The organism is Pseudoflavonifractor sp. AF19-9AC, assembly GCF_003478995.1.
Lineage (GTDB): Bacteria > Bacillota > Clostridia > Oscillospirales > Oscillospiraceae > Lawsonibacter.
In genome coordinates, this window is sequence record NZ_QUGI01000006.1 from 165926 (window position 1) to 180853 (window position 14928).

Consider the following 14928-nt stretch of genomic DNA (forward strand, 5'->3'; position numbering starts at 1 on the left):
CCTTCACGAAAAGAGGGAGCCGCTGGCGGCTCCCTCTGGGTCAATCGGCTTCTTCGCTCTCCAGATTGGCAGCGGCGGCTTCCTCCGCTTCCTTCGCAGCCCGGTCCTCATTCAGCTCCTTGGCGGAGGCCAGAATGTCCGCGGCGTTTTCCTGCACCGTGGTCACAGTCCCCATGACCGAATCCTTCATCCGCAGGCCGGCGGCCGTGACATGGACATAGGCTTTCTTGGCGTCCTTGCTGGACAGCAGCTTGATGCCAAAAGAACCAAACAACGCACCACCCGCAAAGCAGGCAAGTTTCGTATAAACGCTCATTGTGATCCTTCCTTTCCCTTATTTCCGTTTGTAGCCGGTGACCATGACCATGATCATGCAGATCACAGCGCCCCACGCCCAAAAACGATGCTGTTTCATCGCTGTCACTCCTTTGAATGCTTTGGAATGTCTGAATATTGTAACAGAAAAGGCGGGTGTTTGTCGCTGTCAAAACGGACGCGGAGTTGCGGTTTCCGACATTTTTCTATACTGGCCGGGGGTCATGCCATACTCCCGCTTGAACGCTGCGTTGAACTGGCTCATACCCTCATACCCCACAGCCTGCGCAATTTGCTGAATGGGCATCCGGGTGGTGCGGATCAGCGCCTGTGCCCGTCGGAGGCGCTGTTGAACCAAAAAGCTGTGAATCGGCATGCCATAGGCGCGGCGGAACCCTTCTTTCAAGAAGGTCGGGGAAAGCGAAAACTGTTTGCAGAGGAACGCAATGGTAAGCTTATCAGACAGATGCGTCTGGATGTATGCCTTGACTTCCAACAGACTGTGGGATACTGGGCAGCCTGAGCCGGAGAAAGGTTCGTCCGATTCAGATACCTCGGTGCAGAGCAGATACAGCAGTTCCACCGACTTGAAAACACAGTAGCGTTCCTGCTCCTGCTCGGACAGATAGCGAACCGTTTCAAAAAATGACTGCGTCCAAGGTGTGCCGCACAGGGCCATGCAGCCGTTCCTCGCCGTCATCTTCTCCTTGACGATCCTGGTGTCCAACCTCATCCCCAGGGTGGAGCAGACCGTCACAAGGCTTTCTTTTGCGGCTTTGGCGTCTACGGCGATCAAAACGCCGCCCAGATTTCCGCTATACTGACACGAGCGGAGAGCGGAGCTGTCGGAGAGGAGGAAGATGGCCGGAGCCTCCACCGTGTAGGAAGTACCCTGCAACGCTCGGACAGTAAGGCGGCCGGTCAGGCAGAACAGCACTTCAAACTGGAGCGGTGCGCCGCACACTGGGATAGGTCGCAGAGGTTCCTGCTCCGGCAAGGAAAAGCGGCAGATCTCCACCCCCGGCATACCGTGGCCCCAACGGCCTGTGCCGGAGTCCTGGCTCAATAAATATTCTTTCAGCATGATTTCTCACGACCTGTTTCTCTGGGTTCGGAATTGGTTTTACCTATGCTGACCGGGGAACCAGAGAGAAGGCAGGAGACAAGCGCCTCCTGCCTTCTGCGGTGCTTTTGTCAGGCCAGCGATGCGCCCAGCTCGCGGCAGGCTGCCAGAGCGTCATCGTCCGGAGCCTCGTTGCAGATCACGCTCTCACAGGCCAGATTGGCGCCGTCGTCGTTGCAGCGGGACTCCCAGCTGCGCATCCATTCGCCGTCCCCCCAGCCGTAGGAGCCGAACAGAGCAATATTCTTCCCGCTCAGCCTGCCCTCACAGGCGGTGAACATAGGCTCGAACTCGCTCTCCTCCAGCTGCTCCGACCCCATGGAGGGGCAGCCGAAAGCGATGGCGGAATACTCGCCGACCTGCTCCGGTGAGAACTCTGCGGCGGTGATCACAGATACCTCGGCGCCCTTGCCTTTGGCGCCTTCGGCTACCGCCATGGCCATGGCCTCGGTGTTTCCCGTGCCGCTCCAATACACAACTGCAACTTTACTCATAAGACTTTAGCGACCTTTCTTTCTGGATTTGTTATGGTAGAAACATCAACCAGCCACGGTGAGCTGCTCGATGGATTTCCCTTGCTGCCACTGCCGGGAGTAGATTTTGCTGCACATCTCGTATTTTTCAAAGATGCTTCTGGCGGCCTGTTCGTCGCCGTAGACCTTCCAACAGCCCACGCACTTGTGATTGCACGCCCGATTGCAGATAAAGCCCAGCACATCCTCCGGTGGATAGCTCAAAAACAGGCCGATTTCATGGGGGAATTCCCCCTCGCTCCGGAGCCGGTGGATCAGGTGAACCACACAGCCATTGGGGTTTTCCGGCACATAGCCGTATTTCAGAAGCAAGGCTCTGGCGCGGTGATCGGTCAGATCGCTCTCCAGCGCATTGGGCCGGTAGGCGTAAATCAAAGCGCGGCCTTTGCAAACCCGGAGCGGCAGAACGCGGATGCCCTTGGGCACCAGTTTCTTGTTCAGCCGGCATAAGTCTCTCGTCAGATCTTTCCGGCTGGGGCAGGCGCAGGAAAAGAGGTTTCCCGTCTTGATCCCGGCCAGGGTGGGAGAACAGTGGCGAATCAGCAGATCCTCTGACATAGGCGTTTCCCTCACAAAATCATGTCCAGATGCGGACAGTGCGGTGAAATGTGGAATACTGACAATTTAAGGCGGTTAGCAGCAGCTAACCGATGCATCGAAAATATGGCCACCGCTTTTTGGTTAGCGATGGCTAACTAATGCAATTATATATAGGACTCGTTCGCTTGTCAAGAGGACGGATGGATTTTGCAAACAGAAAAAATGGCGCTTGTCGGACGCCTGTGTTATAATAAGCAAAACGCCCGTTTTTTGGAGGTTCCTATGGCGATTCACGAGTCTGGCCAGATGTATCTGGAAACCATCTATATTCTTTCGCAGAACAGCACCTTTGTTCGAGCTATCGATGTGGGAGAGCAGTTGGGCTTTACCAAGCCCAGTGTCAGCAGAGCCATGTCCATTCTGAAAAAGGACGGATATGTGAATGTGGATGCTGACGGAGCAATTACCCTGACGGAGACCGGGCTTGCCATTGCTAAGACGATGTACACCCGCCACACGGTGTTGAGCCAGATGCTGATGGAATTGGGCGTGGACGAGGAGACTGCGACCGAAGATGCCTGCCGGATCGAGCATGTGATCAGCGAAAAATCCTTTGCGGCTGTGCAGGCGCACTTGGAGCAGGTAACGAAAATGCGGGAAGATGCGCACGGGCAATGAGGCTATGCAAATTTGGCGGACTTTGCTATCGAGCGGCAACGCGAAAAGTGAATACCTGCCATTTGGCACGGAATATCAAATGCGGTGGAGCATGGATATGGCCTCCACCGCATTTTATGTGATCTGCGCTTTTAAATCAGGAGCGACCTGCTGTGTAAGTTCACCGCCAAGCGTACCTGCTCCATAGCTCCAAACGCTTACGGCAAGCTCATCCTTATGTGTCTGCTGGCTTTTCAAAACCTTTCGGGCGGCTTTTTTGATATTATGGCACACGCCAAGAATAGCGATGCAAAACAGCAGAGCCGCTAATCCATATCCAAACGACTGCATTGCCGTGTTCATATTCACGCCTCTTTTCTGACCGCTGCCGCCAATGAACTCAACCGAACAATCCTCTTTTTTTGTACGGCTCCTTTTGGATTGTGCCGACCTCATACCCCGTGCTGCGAATGGCGTTCATAACAGCCTCTGTGTCCAGCTCTGTTTCAGAGAGGATCACGGTCTGGTTTTTGCTCCGGGAAGAACTCACCTTTTTGACCGGGCAGGCTTTGCGCACAGCGTCATTGACATGGGCCTCGCACATCCCGCACATCATTCCATTGACTTCCACTGTGTACTTCCACATGTTCTCTCACTCCTTCTTGACTTTTGGATCATCGAGCTGCGCGGACCGGACGGTGGTCTGCCGTGCCGCAGTCCGTTCATCGGGGATCTTCCTGGCCATCAGACAGCACAGCGGCGCCAACGAACTTCCGAGAAGTGGATGGCGAACGATGGAATAGCCGCGCTCGGACAGGTATGCCATCAGCTCCCCGGCAGTCCAGACATGATACACCCGAAAGCCTGAAAGCCCCATGAACCAGAGCCGGAGTCTGGCGCTTCGGCTTTTGCCCCAGACAAAGGTGGGGGCGAACAGCCATCCCCCCGGCTTCAGAACCCGCCAGGCTTCCGCCAGAGCTTTTTCCGGGTGAGGCATGACATGGAGGGCGTTGGAGATCACGACCGCATCGAAGCTCTCCGGGCCGTAGGGCAGCTTGGTAGCGTCCTGGACGGAGAAATGGAGCCGGGACGAATGCACCTGCTTTTTGGCCTGACGGATCATTTCAGCTGAAAAGTCGGTTGCCTCCCAGCTCCGGACACATGGAGACAGCGGCACGGACAGCTGGCCTGTTCCGCAGGCCAACTCCAGCACATCCATGTCCCGTTTCAGAAAAGGACGCATTGCTTTGCAGATCTGCTGATAGGTCGCCTGAGAGCGGCGCATGAAGCCGGCGTAATGCCGTGAAAACCGCTCCCAAAACTGCTTGTTGTCATCCATACAGTATGGTCACCTCAATGATGGTTAGTTCCTGCTAACCACATCATACTCTTTGTCGCATGAAATTGCAAGATGCCACTATATTGGATTTGTATGCCCCCGGGATCAATCAAGGGAAGAAGCTGGAACGAAGAATGACCGGGACACGCATCCCGGTCATTCTTTTCTTTCGCGCCTCTGCCTTTACCGGCACCAACTGGTGGGATTGGAGCGGGCGATGATGAAGCGGCGATAAATGCCCTCCTCCTCCATAAGTGTGTCGTGGGCGCCGGCCTGAACGATGCGCCCCTGGTCGATAACCAGGATCTCATCGGCGTGACGAATGGTATTGAGCCGGTGGGCAATGACCAGCAGGGTCTTGCCCCGGCACAGTTGGGTGATGGCCTCCTGGATGTAGCTCTCGTTATCGGCATCCACGCTGGCAGTGGCCTCATCCAGAATGACGATGGGCGCGTCCTTCAGAATGCAGCGGGCGATGGAGATCCGCTGCCGCTCTCCGCCGGACAGGCTGGCCCCGCCTTCCCCGATGACCGTGTCAAAGCCGTCGGGCAGTTCCATGATGAAGTCATAGCATCGGGCTTTTCTGGCCGCCTCATAGACCTCCTCCCGTGTGGCGTCTGTCCGTCCCATGGCGATGTTGTTATAGACGGTATCCTGGAATAAGTAGACCCGCTGGAACACCATAGAGATCTGATCCATCAGATCAGAAAGAGGAATATCGCGGATGTCTCTGCCCCGCACCAGGATCTGTCCCTGTTTGACATCCCAAAACCGGGAGAGCAGGTTGGCTACCGTACTTTTACCGCCGCCAGAGGGCCCCACCAGGGCCAGCATCCGGTTTTTCTCCAGTGTGAAAGAGACATCATGCAGTACCTCTTTCTCCCCGTAGGCGAAGGTGACATTTCGGAACTCCACCTCCGGGGCACCGCCGGCTTTGGGTAAGGTCTCCCGGCCCCGGTCAGGTAGTTCTGGCTGGGCCAGTACCGCCTCGATCCGGTCCATGCAGGCGTTCATCACCGTCAGGCGGGTGGCTTGGCTATAGAGTGCCTTAATGGGGCCGAAGAGGTCAAAGACGAAGAGCAAGACACCCAGCAGGAAGGTGATGGAGAGCTGCCCACGGCCATAGAGCCAGAGTGACAGGGGGATTATCAGCACCGAGCCCAGACCGCACACCAGATAGAGGGCCCGCATCCAGGGAGCCTGGCTCTCCTCGAGCTCGATGCTGACCTTGCGGCTCCGGGCGAAATTTTCGGTGAGTTGCTCGGAACGCTCTCCCAGCAGGTTGAAGGTCTTGGCAATACCAATGCCCTCCACATAGTCCAGCACTGCCCGTGTGAGAGCCTCGCTCTGCTCCTGTCGGACATCAGAGTGAGCCAGGGTGCTCCCCAGGGAAGCGCGGCCCAGCTGCCAAATGATCCCTACCACCACCAAGGCGGCCAGTCCCAGCCAGGGATTCAGGAAGGCCAGCCACAGCACAAGAATGGCTTGGGCAAAGGTATAGCTCATCATGTTGGCAATGTCGTGCATACAGTTCTCCTCAATGAACACCATGTCGGTGGACAGAACGGAACTGATTTTGCCGATGTTGCCCTCTGTGAAATAGCCCATGGGCAGGCGGCGCAGATGCCGTCCCAGCTCCATGCGCAGATCGGCGAATACCATATAGCCCGCCGCGGCCTGGAGCCGGTCGGCGATGTTCTGGCACAGGCACTCCAGCAGAACGCAGCCCACCGTGCCCACCGCCAGCCACAGGCACAGCCGTGCCGTCATGGTTCCCTGGAGAAAAGCGCTCAGGGCCAAGAAGGACAGACCGATGGGGGCCTTGGACAGCATGGCCTTCAGGAACGCAAAGACAAAGGCCAGCTTGATCCGCCCCTGATAGGGGCCGGATACGGACAGGATTCGTTTCATCAGCGCGATCATGCCTCGTCGCCTCCTTTCTCCGCAGAGACACGCCAGGCAGCGGCTCCCTCGGCAGCCCGCCACAGTTTTTCATAGGCGGGGCAAGTCTTTCGCAATGTATCGTGGCGGCCAATCCCTGCCACATTGCCCTGATCCAGCACCACGATCTGATCGGCACCTGCAATGGACTGAAGCCGGTGGGCGATGACGATGACCGTCTTGCCCCGGATCACCTCGGCAATGGCGGCGTTCATTTTCTCCTCATTCTCCGGGTCCAAAAAAGCGGTGGCCTCATCCAGCACCACGATGGGAGCGTCCTTCAAAATCGCCCGGGCCAGGGCGATCCGCTGCCGCTCCCCGCCGGAAAGCCCTTTGCCGCCATCGCCGGCCATGGTATAGATTCCTTTTTCCAGCCGTTTCAGAAACGCTCCGCATTGAGCCCGTTCCGCCGCCGCCAGCACCTCCTCGTCGGTGGCGCCGGGTCTTCCCAGCCGGATGTTCTCCAACAGGCTGGTGTTGAACAGGAACTGCTCCTGCGCGACGAAGGAGATCTGCTCATTCAGAGAGGCGAGGGACGTCTCTCGCAGGTCTTGCCCCCCCAGCGTGATGCGTCCGTCCGTCACATCGTAAAAGTGGACCAGCAGCTTGGCAAGGGTCGACTTCCCGCTGCCGGATTCTCCCACCAAAGCAGTGAGGCTCCCCTGTGGGACAGAGAAGGAGATGCCGTGGAGGACTTCGTCCTTTTCGCGGCCCAGGCCGCCTTCTCTTCCGCCTTCGGCGGAATTCACCTTGTAAGAAAACCGCACATTCTCAAAGCGGATCTGCAAATCGTTTCCGTTGAAATCCGTTTTTCCTTCTTTCAGGGGCGGAATATTGAACAGAGATTCCATTTGGTCGATCTTGTAGCTCAGCTGGGGCAGCACCGACATAAAGTTCATGGCTCGGATCAGAGGCGGTCCCACGGAAAAAGACATGCACAATACCAGCGCGTAATCCGGCAAGGTGGAGGCGCCGGTGAGTACCAGATAGCCGCCGGCTGGCAGCAGCACCAGCGCCACGCAGGGCAAAATGCTGGTGTAGAGGGCCATCCACAGCCAGCAGGCCCGGAACCAATCCAGAGTAAAATCACGGTAGTTTTTTACATCGGTCTCAAAGCGGTGATATGACTCTCCGTCCCGGTTGAAGACTTTCACGACTTCCATGCCGTTGATGTACTCCACGATGGTGTTGTTCATTTTCTGCCCGGCGGCGTAGTAGTCTCCCATCTTGCTCATGCCGGAGCGGTACATCATGCCCATGGCCAGCACGCCCAGCGGAAGGGAGCAGAGGGAGAGCAGACCCAGCTTCCAGTCCGTGAGGAACATGGCCGCAAATACCACCACCGGCACCGCCAGATTGGACAGCCCTTCCGGCAGGGCGTGGGCCAGCAGAAGTTCCATGCTCTCAATGTCGTCAATGAACATCTTCTTCCAGACTCCAACGCCCTTCTCCTGGATCGCGCCCAGGGGCTGCTTTTCCAGCTTGCTCTGGAGATGGAGCCGGAGGTTTTCCAAAGTATGATAGGCGGAGCGATGAGACAGAGCCAGCCCCTCCACATAGAGAAGGCCGTAGAGGACCATGCACAGAGCCATGGCCCCGGCGTTGAACAGGGTTTCCTCCAATGTGAGACTGCCCCCAGTCAGCAGGGGTCTCAGCAGGCGGTAGAGGAAGAAATAGGGCAGCACGCTCATGGCCACGCCGGCCACCAGTACCAGAATGGAGGCATAAGTCGTCTTCCGGTGGCGTCCAGTGTAGCGCAGGACTTTTTGAAACACAGTATCACTCCTTTTTAGTTAGTTATTGCTAACTTATTAGCGAGAAAAAAGCCTCCGCAGAGGCGTTTTTCATCCCTTGGGGAATCCCAGGGCAGCGTACCAGTCAAAGAGACGGCAGACCAAAGTGCAGTGGCGCTGGATCTCCGGCCAGGCGAAGGCGTGGATAAAGGGCTCGTAAATGGTGGTCCAGAAGGCGGACAGGACTACATGGAGCTCCTCCTGCGTCATATCCACAGTACACAAGCCCCGGCGTCTGGCCTCGGCGTAGTAGGTCCAGGTGCCTTCCGTCATTTTCTCCACCCAGTCGTGCTGGAAGTTGGCGTAAGCGGTGCCCTCCGCTCCGGTGAGCAGCAGCACAAAGCCATCCCGCCGCTCATTGAGAAAGCGGAACCACCACAGCATGTATTCCTCATCCATATACCACGCCCGGATCAGGTCTTCGTCGGAGAGGGCGGATGCCGGCACCGCCGTCCGCTCCTCATAAACAGCATCCAAATCCGCCACCGTATCCGCCACCACAGCGCGAAACAGCTCCTCTTTTCCGGCGTAACGCTTATAAAGGGCGCCGGTTGTCACCCCAGCCCGCTGGCAGATGGATTTCAGGGAAGCCTGCTCAAAGCCCAGCGTCCGAAACTCCTCTCTGGCACTGTCCATGATCCGAGGGTCGATGGAAGTATCCGGTCTTGCCATAACACCCCTCCCGACAAATGATAATTTGATTACCGATAATCTGATTATCAATATAGCATCCCTTTCTATCCCTGTCAAGGAGAAATCCTCTCTTGACAAACTCGCTTTTTGGTTGTATATTCAAAACATCGTTATGAAACACTGTTTTGAATTGCGAGGTGATACCATGGCAAAGCAGATCGAAGGGGTCTATGAAAATGTACTCCGCTGTGCCCGTCAGGAATTTTTGGAAAAAGGCTTTGCTCTGGCCTCCCTGCGGGACATCGCCAAAGCGGCGGGAACCAGCACCGGCTCCATTTATACCCGCTTTACCGACAAGGCGGGATTGTTCCGGGCCCTGGTGGAGCCTGCTGCCGGAGAACTGAAGCGCCGTTTTTTGGAGATTCAGGAGTCTTTTCACCGGTTTGACGGCCAAACCCAGCAGGAGGAGATGGGGCGTTACACTGCCCATGCCCAGGAGGGACTGTTTGATTACATCTATGAGCACCTGTCGGAGTTTGAACTGCTGCTCCGCCGGGCCGCCGGGACGGAATATGCCCACTATATTGACGAGTTGGTGGAGATCGAAGTCAGTTACACCTACAAATACATGGAGGTCATCGGCTGTGAGAGCGTTCGCTCCGGTCAGGTCACCGAGGACTTGATCCATATCGTTACCACCGCCTACTTCAACGGAATGTTTGAGCCGGTGCGGCACCGCATGGATAAGGCCCGGGCGCTCCACTATATCCGCCAGCTCAACCGCTATCACATGGCAGGATTTGAGACGATCTTTCATCCTGAAAACTTCCGGTAGTGCAAAAGGCCGCTTTCCCGGCGGCCTTTTCATAGAACCAAAGGTTAGCAATAACTAACTAAAGGAGGCTTATTTATGCAGAAAACGCAAAGCCCGCTGCTACGGCTGTGGCAGCTGGGCAGGGAACATCACGGCGGCCTGATTGCCGCCATCTTCTGCGCGGTGGCGGGTGTCCTACTGGGGCTGCTGCCGTATCTCTCAGCAGGGCATATCCTGGTAGCGCTTTTGACCGGGCAGCGGGACTGGAACTTCTATCTTCTGTGGTGTATGGTGGCCCTGGGGGGCTATCTGGCCAAAACTCTGCTTTACAATCTGGCGCTCTCCCTCTCCCACAAGGCCACCTTCCAGATCCTGCGGGACATCCGGAAGATGGTTCTGTCTAAAATGCCCCGCTTACCCTTGGGAGATATTCTGGATACCTCCAGCGGGCGGCTCAAGCAGATCGTGGTGGATCAGGTGGAGAGCATGGAGACGACGCTGGCCCACCTGCTGCCCGAGATGACCTCCAATCTGCTGGTGCCGGTATGCGTCCTTGCGTACCTGTTTGTGCTGGACTGGCGCATGGCATTGCTGAGTCTGGTGTCCATTCCTGTGGGCATGGCTTTTATGATGGCCATCATGGGCAGCTATGGCAAGGACTATCAGGGCGCGGTGGAGACGACCCAGGCTATGAACGAGACCATTGTGGAATACATCGGCGGCATTGAAGTCATCAAGGCCTTCAATCAGGGGAAGAATTCCTATGAGAAGTTCTCCTCCCGGGTACGGGCCAATGCTGCCTACTACTACAGCTGGATGAAGAAATGCCAGTTCGGAATGGCGCTGGCCTATGCCATCGCTCCCACCACCCTTATTACGGTGCTGCCTGTGGGCTGGATCTTCTACACGGACGGCAGTTTGTCCGCGGAGGTATTTCTCACCACCATCATCCTGTCCATGAGTATTGTGGGACCTCTCATTGCCGCCATGGGCTTTGTGGATAATCTGGCCAAGGTAGGGACGATCGTGGGTTCGGTGGACGAGATCCTCCTGAAGCCGGAGCAGGATCACGGAACACAGCCGGCACAGCTGGGAAGACCGGATATCGCCTTGGATCATGTCTCCTTTGGGTATGCCCAGGACAAGGAGATCCTCCACAACATCTCCCTCACCATTCCGGCCGGCAGCCTCACCGCTTTGGTTGGTCCCTCTGGTTCGGGCAAGTCCACCATTGCCAAGCTCATCGCCGGTTTCTGGGATGTGACCGAGGGCCGCATCACCCTGGGCGGCGTGGAGGAAAGCCGTATCCCTCTGGAACAACTCTACGACCAGGTGGCCTTTGTCTCTCAGGACAACTATCTCTTTGACGATACCATCCGGGAAAACATCCGCATGGGCCGAGTAAATGCCACTGATCAAGAAGTGGAACAAGTCGCCAAAGCCGCCGGATGCGACGGTTTCATCCGCCAGTTGGAGCATGGCTATGACACCCGGGTGGGCGGCGGAGGCGCCCATCTCTCCGGAGGAGAGCGGCAGCGTATCGCCATCGCCCGGGCTATGCTGAAAAACGCCCCCGTGGTGATTCTGGACGAGGCCACCGCCTACATTGATCCGGAGAATGAAGCAGTGGTCCAGCGGGCAGTGGCAAAACTGGTGGAGGGTAAGACGGTCATCGTCATTGCCCACCGCCTGTCCACCATCACCGGCGCGGATCAGATTGTGGTGGTGAAGGATGGAAGCATCGAGGCGCAGGGCAGGCATGAAGACCTGTTGCTCCATTGTCCGTTGTACGCCGATCTGTGGCAGGCTCACATGGGCGCAAAGGAGGGAGAAACGGTATGATCGAGACATTCAGAGGTATCTGGCGGTTTGCCGGTAAGGAACAGCGCAACATCCGGCGCTCGGTGATCGCCTGCTTTTTCAATGCGGTATTCCATATGTTTGAGATTGCCGCCATCTACTACACCATCCTGGCTCTGCTGGATGGAAAAACCGGCCCTGCCACGGCGTGGCAGGCGCTGGGCCTGTTGGCAGTCAGTATTCTGGGCAGCGCCGTGACCAGATATTTCTCCCAGCTTGAGCAGACCCACGCAGGGTACTTCATGGCGGCAAATAAGCGCGTGGCCATCGGGCAGCGGATGAAATCCGTCCCCATGGGCTACTTCAACGACAACAGCCTGGGAGAGCTCACCGGGGTCTGCACCACTGTACTGGACAATGTGGAGACTGTGGCCCCCATGGTGTTGGTGACCATGCTGGGCGGGATGCTCAACGCTCTGGTCTTTACGGTGATGATCCTGATTTTTGACTGGCGGATCGGTCTCATTGTGGTGGCGGCCACAGCAGTTTATTTGTTCATCACCTCAGCCATGGAGCAAAAATCCGCCGCCCTCGCCCCGCACCGTCAGAAGTCCGAGGCCAAGTTGGTGGAGGCGGTGCTGGAGTATGTGCAGGGCATGAGCGTGGTGAAGTCCTTCAACCTCACCGGACGGGGTGACCGCACCTTGCAGGAAGCACTGGAATACAACTGCCGCAGCAACCTGAACATCGAAAAGATGTTCACCCCTTATATTATGGCGCAGGGGATCGCGCTCCAGCTGGGAAGCGTGGCCATGATGCTTGCGGCGGTATGGTTCTATCTCTCCGGGACCATGATCCTGGCCAACGCCCTGATGGTGGTCATCATGTCCTTCCTGGTCTTTGCTCAGATCTCCTCGGCGGGTAGCGGTATGTCCCTGCTGCGTATCGTCAGCAGCTGCATGGCCCATGCCGATGAGACGGACGCCATGCCCCAGCTGGCAGAGACCGGTCGGGCCGGCACGCCCAGGGAGCACAGCATTACCTTCGACCATGTTTCGTTCTCTTATGACCAGCGGCCTATCCTGCGGGATGTATCCTTCGCCATCCCGGACAGAACCACCACCGCCATCGTGGGCCCCAGCGGTTCCGGGAAAACCACACTGTGTAATCTCATCGCCCGGTTCTGGGATGTGGAGAGCGGCACCGTCCTTGTGGGCGGTCAGAATGTGAAGGACTATACTCTGGAGGACCTGATGGATCAGATCTCCATGGTATTTCAGAGAGTCTATCTCTTTGCTGACACAGTGGAAAACAATATCAAGTTTGGATGCCCGGGTGCCACCCATGAGGAAGTGGTGGCCGCGGCGAAGAAGGCCTGCTGCCACGACTTTATTCTCACCCTGCCCCAAGGCTACGACACCGTCATCGGCGAGGGTGGCTCCAGTCTTTCCGGCGGCGAGCGCCAGCGCATCGCCATTGCCCGGGCTATCCTGAAGGATGCTCCCATCGTGATTCTGGATGAAGCCACCGCCAATGTAGACCCGGAGAATGAGGACCGGCTGCAAAAGGCCATTGAAGCCCTGACTCGGAACAAGACCATTCTGATGATCGCTCACCGGCTGAAGACGGTCCGTAACGCTGACCAGATTCTGGTGCTGGACGGTGGACAGATTGTTCAGCGAGGCACACACAGCCAGCTCATGGCCCAGGAGGGCTTGTATCGAGCGTTCGTATCTGGCCGTAAAGAGTCCGGCCAGTGGAAGCTCTGAGCGAGAAAACGCCCAAACCGTTATGAAAAGAGGAGTGCCGTCACCGGGGATATTCCGGCGGCGGCACTCCTCTGTTGTGTCCGGGAGATTGCGCTTGAAGGGGCAATTGATACTGCAAACGGAAAATCGCTTGACTGGTTAGTAGTTGCTAACTATAATCAAACATAGAGTACCGTTCCTTTTGAGGAGGGCCTATGGAGAAGTACAAAATCGAGAAGGACTCCGTGCAGGAGACGCTCATCATCCCGCTGTATGGCCGGCGGCTCTGCTCGCAGCGGTTCCCCGGACTGTATCGGGATGCCGCGGCGGCCATGCTGATGGAGAAGGTGGACTATGACTTCTCCCCTTTGGAGCGGCAGGCAAACGGTCTGATGCAGACCTTCGGCGCGCTGGAGGCGGCCATGCGCCAGAATGACCTTGCCTGGGAGGTGCGGGACTATCTGAATGCCCACCCCAGAGCCGCCGTCATCAATCTGGGCTGCGGTCTGGACAACACCGGACGGGCCTGTGGCAACGGCCGGTGCAGCATCTGGAACATCGACCTGCCGGATGTGATCGAGCTGCGGAATCGCCTGCTTCCCGCCGGGGAACGGGAGAAAAATTTAGCCTTTGATCTGAAAGACCCGCGCTGGATGGATGCCGTCCGCACTGATCCTGATGATGGAGCGGTGCTGTTTGCCGCCGGAGTCTTCTACTATTTCACGACAGAAGAGGTCAAAGCTCTGGCCACAGGCGCCGCAAAACGCTTCCCAAGAGGGCGGCTGGTCTTTGATGCGGCCGGGCAAACAGCTGTCCGGCTGATGCTGAAAACCTGGGTGAAGCAGGCGGGCATCCGGGATGTGGGCGCCTATTTTTCCGTCAAGGACGCCAAGCGGGAGCTGGAGCCCTGGTCGCCGCTGTTTTCTGTTTCCAGCCGGGGCTATATGCTGGGCTATCAATCGCTTCATGATCCGGCGGTTCGGCCCGTCCACCGGCTGCTGGCGAAGCTGGCCGACGGACCGATGCATCTGCAGATCGTCCGGATCGACTTTGCAGAATGATGATACCGAACCGTTTTTTCCACCCGGAATACGAGCAAATGATCGTGATAGGGGATGTATATGAACTGGACGCGCAACGTTTTGGACGGGTTCGCTATGGCGGCCTACTTTAATCTGTTTGCCGGATTGGTGGCGCTGTATAAGCCTCGGCTGATGTTCCCCTGTTATCCGCCCGCCATCATCAAGGCGGCGAAAGATCCGCCCACCAGTGCGGAAAACCGCTTTTACTGGATTTGGATCTGTTTTGGGGAGCTGCTGCCCCTCCTGCTTTATGGCGCGGTCAGTACCATGGAGGGCGGGACAACAGGGTTCTGGCCTCTGGCCCTGACCGGGTATATCCAGTGGATGATGGTCAATTTCTGCGACCTGTTCTTTCTGGATTTCTGGCTGATCCAGAAGAAGGCGAAAAGCCGGTTTATCATCCTGGGAACCGAAGGGCACCCCGGCTACGGGTTCAACGCCTGGATGAAGGACTACGCTCTGCCGGAGCACCTGCTCCAGTGGCCGTTTTTGATGTGTCCCATCCTGGCGGCAGCCCAGGCAGGGCTGGGGCTGCTCATCGATATATTTTGGTGAACGGTAAGAAAACAAGATGTGCCGCATGACTGCTCCTTTTCAAATCATCAGTCCG

Annotated in this window: 16 protein-coding genes; 6 read left to right on the forward strand and 10 right to left on the reverse strand. The window is 57.0% G+C overall.

Going from position 1 to position 14928, the window contains the following annotated elements:
- Window positions 1-40 precede the first annotated feature (40 nt).
- From DWX58_RS11440 to DWX58_RS11455, 4 genes are all read right to left on the reverse strand, one after another.
- Window positions 41-316: a DUF6110 family protein gene (locus DWX58_RS11440; protein WP_118643956.1), complete on the reverse strand. Its 276-nt coding sequence runs from the start codon at window positions 314-316 to the stop codon at window positions 41-43.
- A gap of 168 nt (window positions 317-484) precedes the next feature.
- Window positions 485-1399 (reverse strand): AraC family transcriptional regulator, encoded by a 915-nt coding sequence (locus DWX58_RS11445; protein WP_118643958.1) that lies wholly within the window; start codon window positions 1397-1399, stop codon window positions 485-487.
- A 110-nt stretch (window positions 1400-1509) separates the two neighbouring features.
- Entirely contained in the window at window positions 1510-1932 is a 423-nt protein-coding gene (locus DWX58_RS11450; protein ID WP_006575242.1) for a flavodoxin, read from the reverse strand.
- Between the two features lie 45 nt (window positions 1933-1977).
- Window positions 1978-2529: a DUF3793 family protein gene (locus tag DWX58_RS11455; RefSeq protein ID WP_087294404.1), complete on the reverse strand. Its 552-nt coding sequence runs from the start codon at window positions 2527-2529 to the stop codon at window positions 1978-1980.
- 264 nt (window positions 2530-2793) lie between these two features.
- Between DWX58_RS11455 and DWX58_RS11460 the strand changes: the two genes are divergently transcribed.
- Window positions 2794-3189, forward strand: a complete 396-nt coding sequence (locus tag DWX58_RS11460; RefSeq protein WP_087388225.1) for a metal-dependent transcriptional regulator — start codon at window positions 2794-2796, stop codon at window positions 3187-3189.
- Window positions 3190-3303: 114 nt separating this feature from the next.
- Here the strand turns inward: DWX58_RS11460 and DWX58_RS15690 are convergent, their stop codons facing one another.
- The 6 genes from DWX58_RS15690 to DWX58_RS11490 form a co-directional block, all read right to left on the reverse strand.
- Complete coding sequence (locus DWX58_RS15690) at window positions 3304-3531, reverse strand: hypothetical protein (protein WP_243093441.1); 228 nt, start codon at window positions 3529-3531, stop codon at window positions 3304-3306.
- Window positions 3532-3568: 37 nt separating this feature from the next.
- Window positions 3569-3814: a heavy metal-associated domain-containing protein gene (locus DWX58_RS11470; protein WP_118643960.1), complete on the reverse strand. Its 246-nt coding sequence runs from the start codon at window positions 3812-3814 to the stop codon at window positions 3569-3571.
- 6 nt (window positions 3815-3820) lie between these two features.
- Window positions 3821-4507 (reverse strand): class I SAM-dependent methyltransferase, encoded by a 687-nt coding sequence (locus DWX58_RS11475; protein WP_118643962.1) that lies wholly within the window; start codon window positions 4505-4507, stop codon window positions 3821-3823.
- 183 nt (window positions 4508-4690) lie between these two features.
- The gene (locus tag DWX58_RS11480; protein WP_118643964.1) at window positions 4691-6430 is read right to left on the reverse strand and encodes an ABC transporter ATP-binding protein; all 1740 of its coding nucleotides are present in this window, start codon (window positions 6428-6430) and stop codon (window positions 4691-4693) included.
- Window positions 6427-8223, reverse strand: a complete 1797-nt coding sequence (locus DWX58_RS11485) for an ABC transporter ATP-binding protein (RefSeq protein ID WP_118643966.1) — start codon at window positions 8221-8223, stop codon at window positions 6427-6429. Before DWX58_RS11485 ends, DWX58_RS11480 begins: the two co-directional genes overlap by 4 nt.
- 69 nt (window positions 8224-8292) lie before the next feature.
- Complete coding sequence (locus DWX58_RS11490) at window positions 8293-8913, reverse strand: TetR/AcrR family transcriptional regulator (protein ID WP_071432086.1); 621 nt, start codon at window positions 8911-8913, stop codon at window positions 8293-8295.
- Window positions 8914-9079: 166 nt separating this feature from the next.
- On the opposite strand from DWX58_RS11490, the gene DWX58_RS11495 reads away from it, so the two are divergent.
- From DWX58_RS11495 to DWX58_RS11515, 5 genes are all read left to right on the forward strand, one after another.
- Window positions 9080-9709, forward strand: coding sequence for a TetR/AcrR family transcriptional regulator (locus DWX58_RS11495; protein WP_118644082.1), 630 nt, complete (start codon window positions 9080-9082; stop codon window positions 9707-9709).
- 75 nt (window positions 9710-9784) lie between these two features.
- Complete coding sequence (locus tag DWX58_RS11500; RefSeq protein ID WP_118643969.1) at window positions 9785-11530, forward strand: ABC transporter ATP-binding protein; 1746 nt, start codon at window positions 9785-9787, stop codon at window positions 11528-11530.
- Entirely contained in the window at window positions 11527-13257 is a 1731-nt protein-coding gene (locus DWX58_RS11505) for an ABC transporter ATP-binding protein (RefSeq protein WP_118643971.1), read from the forward strand. Before DWX58_RS11500 ends, DWX58_RS11505 begins: the two co-directional genes overlap by 4 nt.
- Before the next feature lie 194 nt (window positions 13258-13451).
- Window positions 13452-14297 carry a class I SAM-dependent methyltransferase gene (locus tag DWX58_RS11510; protein ID WP_118643973.1) on the forward strand — a complete coding sequence of 282 codons (846 nt, stop codon included), beginning with the start codon at window positions 13452-13454 and terminating at the stop codon, window positions 14295-14297.
- Between the two features lie 60 nt (window positions 14298-14357).
- Entirely contained in the window at window positions 14358-14873 is a 516-nt protein-coding gene (locus DWX58_RS11515; protein ID WP_118643975.1) for a hypothetical protein, read from the forward strand.
- Window positions 14874-14928: the final 55 nt, after the last annotated feature.

Coding starts and splice junctions, on each gene's coding strand:
- DWX58_RS11450 (WP_006575242.1), bottom strand. CDS start 1,932: ATGAGTAAAGTTGCAGTTGTGTATTGGAGCGGCACGGGAAACACCGAG.
- DWX58_RS11505 (WP_118643971.1), top strand. CDS start 11,527: ATGATCGAGACATTCAGAGGTATCTGGCGGTTTGCCGGTAAGGAACAG.
- DWX58_RS11440 (WP_118643956.1), bottom strand. CDS start 316: ATGAGCGTTTATACGAAACTTGCCTGCTTTGCGGGTGGTGCGTTGTTT.
- DWX58_RS11475 (WP_118643962.1), bottom strand. CDS start 4,507: ATGGATGACAACAAGCAGTTTTGGGAGCGGTTTTCACGGCATTACGCC.
- DWX58_RS11470 (WP_118643960.1), bottom strand. CDS start 3,814: ATGTGGAAGTACACAGTGGAAGTCAATGGAATGATGTGCGGGATGTGC.
- DWX58_RS11460 (WP_087388225.1), top strand. CDS start 2,794: ATGGCGATTCACGAGTCTGGCCAGATGTATCTGGAAACCATCTATATT.
- DWX58_RS11445 (WP_118643958.1), bottom strand. CDS start 1,399: ATGCTGAAAGAATATTTATTGAGCCAGGACTCCGGCACAGGCCGTTGG.
- DWX58_RS11455 (WP_087294404.1), bottom strand. CDS start 2,529: ATGTCAGAGGATCTGCTGATTCGCCACTGTTCTCCCACCCTGGCCGGG.
- DWX58_RS11500 (WP_118643969.1), top strand. CDS start 9,785: ATGCAGAAAACGCAAAGCCCGCTGCTACGGCTGTGGCAGCTGGGCAGG.
- DWX58_RS11480 (WP_118643964.1), bottom strand. CDS start 6,430: ATGATCGCGCTGATGAAACGAATCCTGTCCGTATCCGGCCCCTATCAG.
- DWX58_RS11490 (WP_071432086.1), bottom strand. CDS start 8,913: ATGGCAAGACCGGATACTTCCATCGACCCTCGGATCATGGACAGTGCC.
- DWX58_RS11495 (WP_118644082.1), top strand. CDS start 9,080: ATGGCAAAGCAGATCGAAGGGGTCTATGAAAATGTACTCCGCTGTGCC.
- DWX58_RS11515 (WP_118643975.1), top strand. CDS start 14,358: ATGAACTGGACGCGCAACGTTTTGGACGGGTTCGCTATGGCGGCCTAC.
- DWX58_RS11510 (WP_118643973.1), top strand. CDS start 13,452: ATGGAGAAGTACAAAATCGAGAAGGACTCCGTGCAGGAGACGCTCATC.
- DWX58_RS15690 (WP_243093441.1), bottom strand. CDS start 3,531: ATGAACACGGCAATGCAGTCGTTTGGATATGGATTAGCGGCTCTGCTG.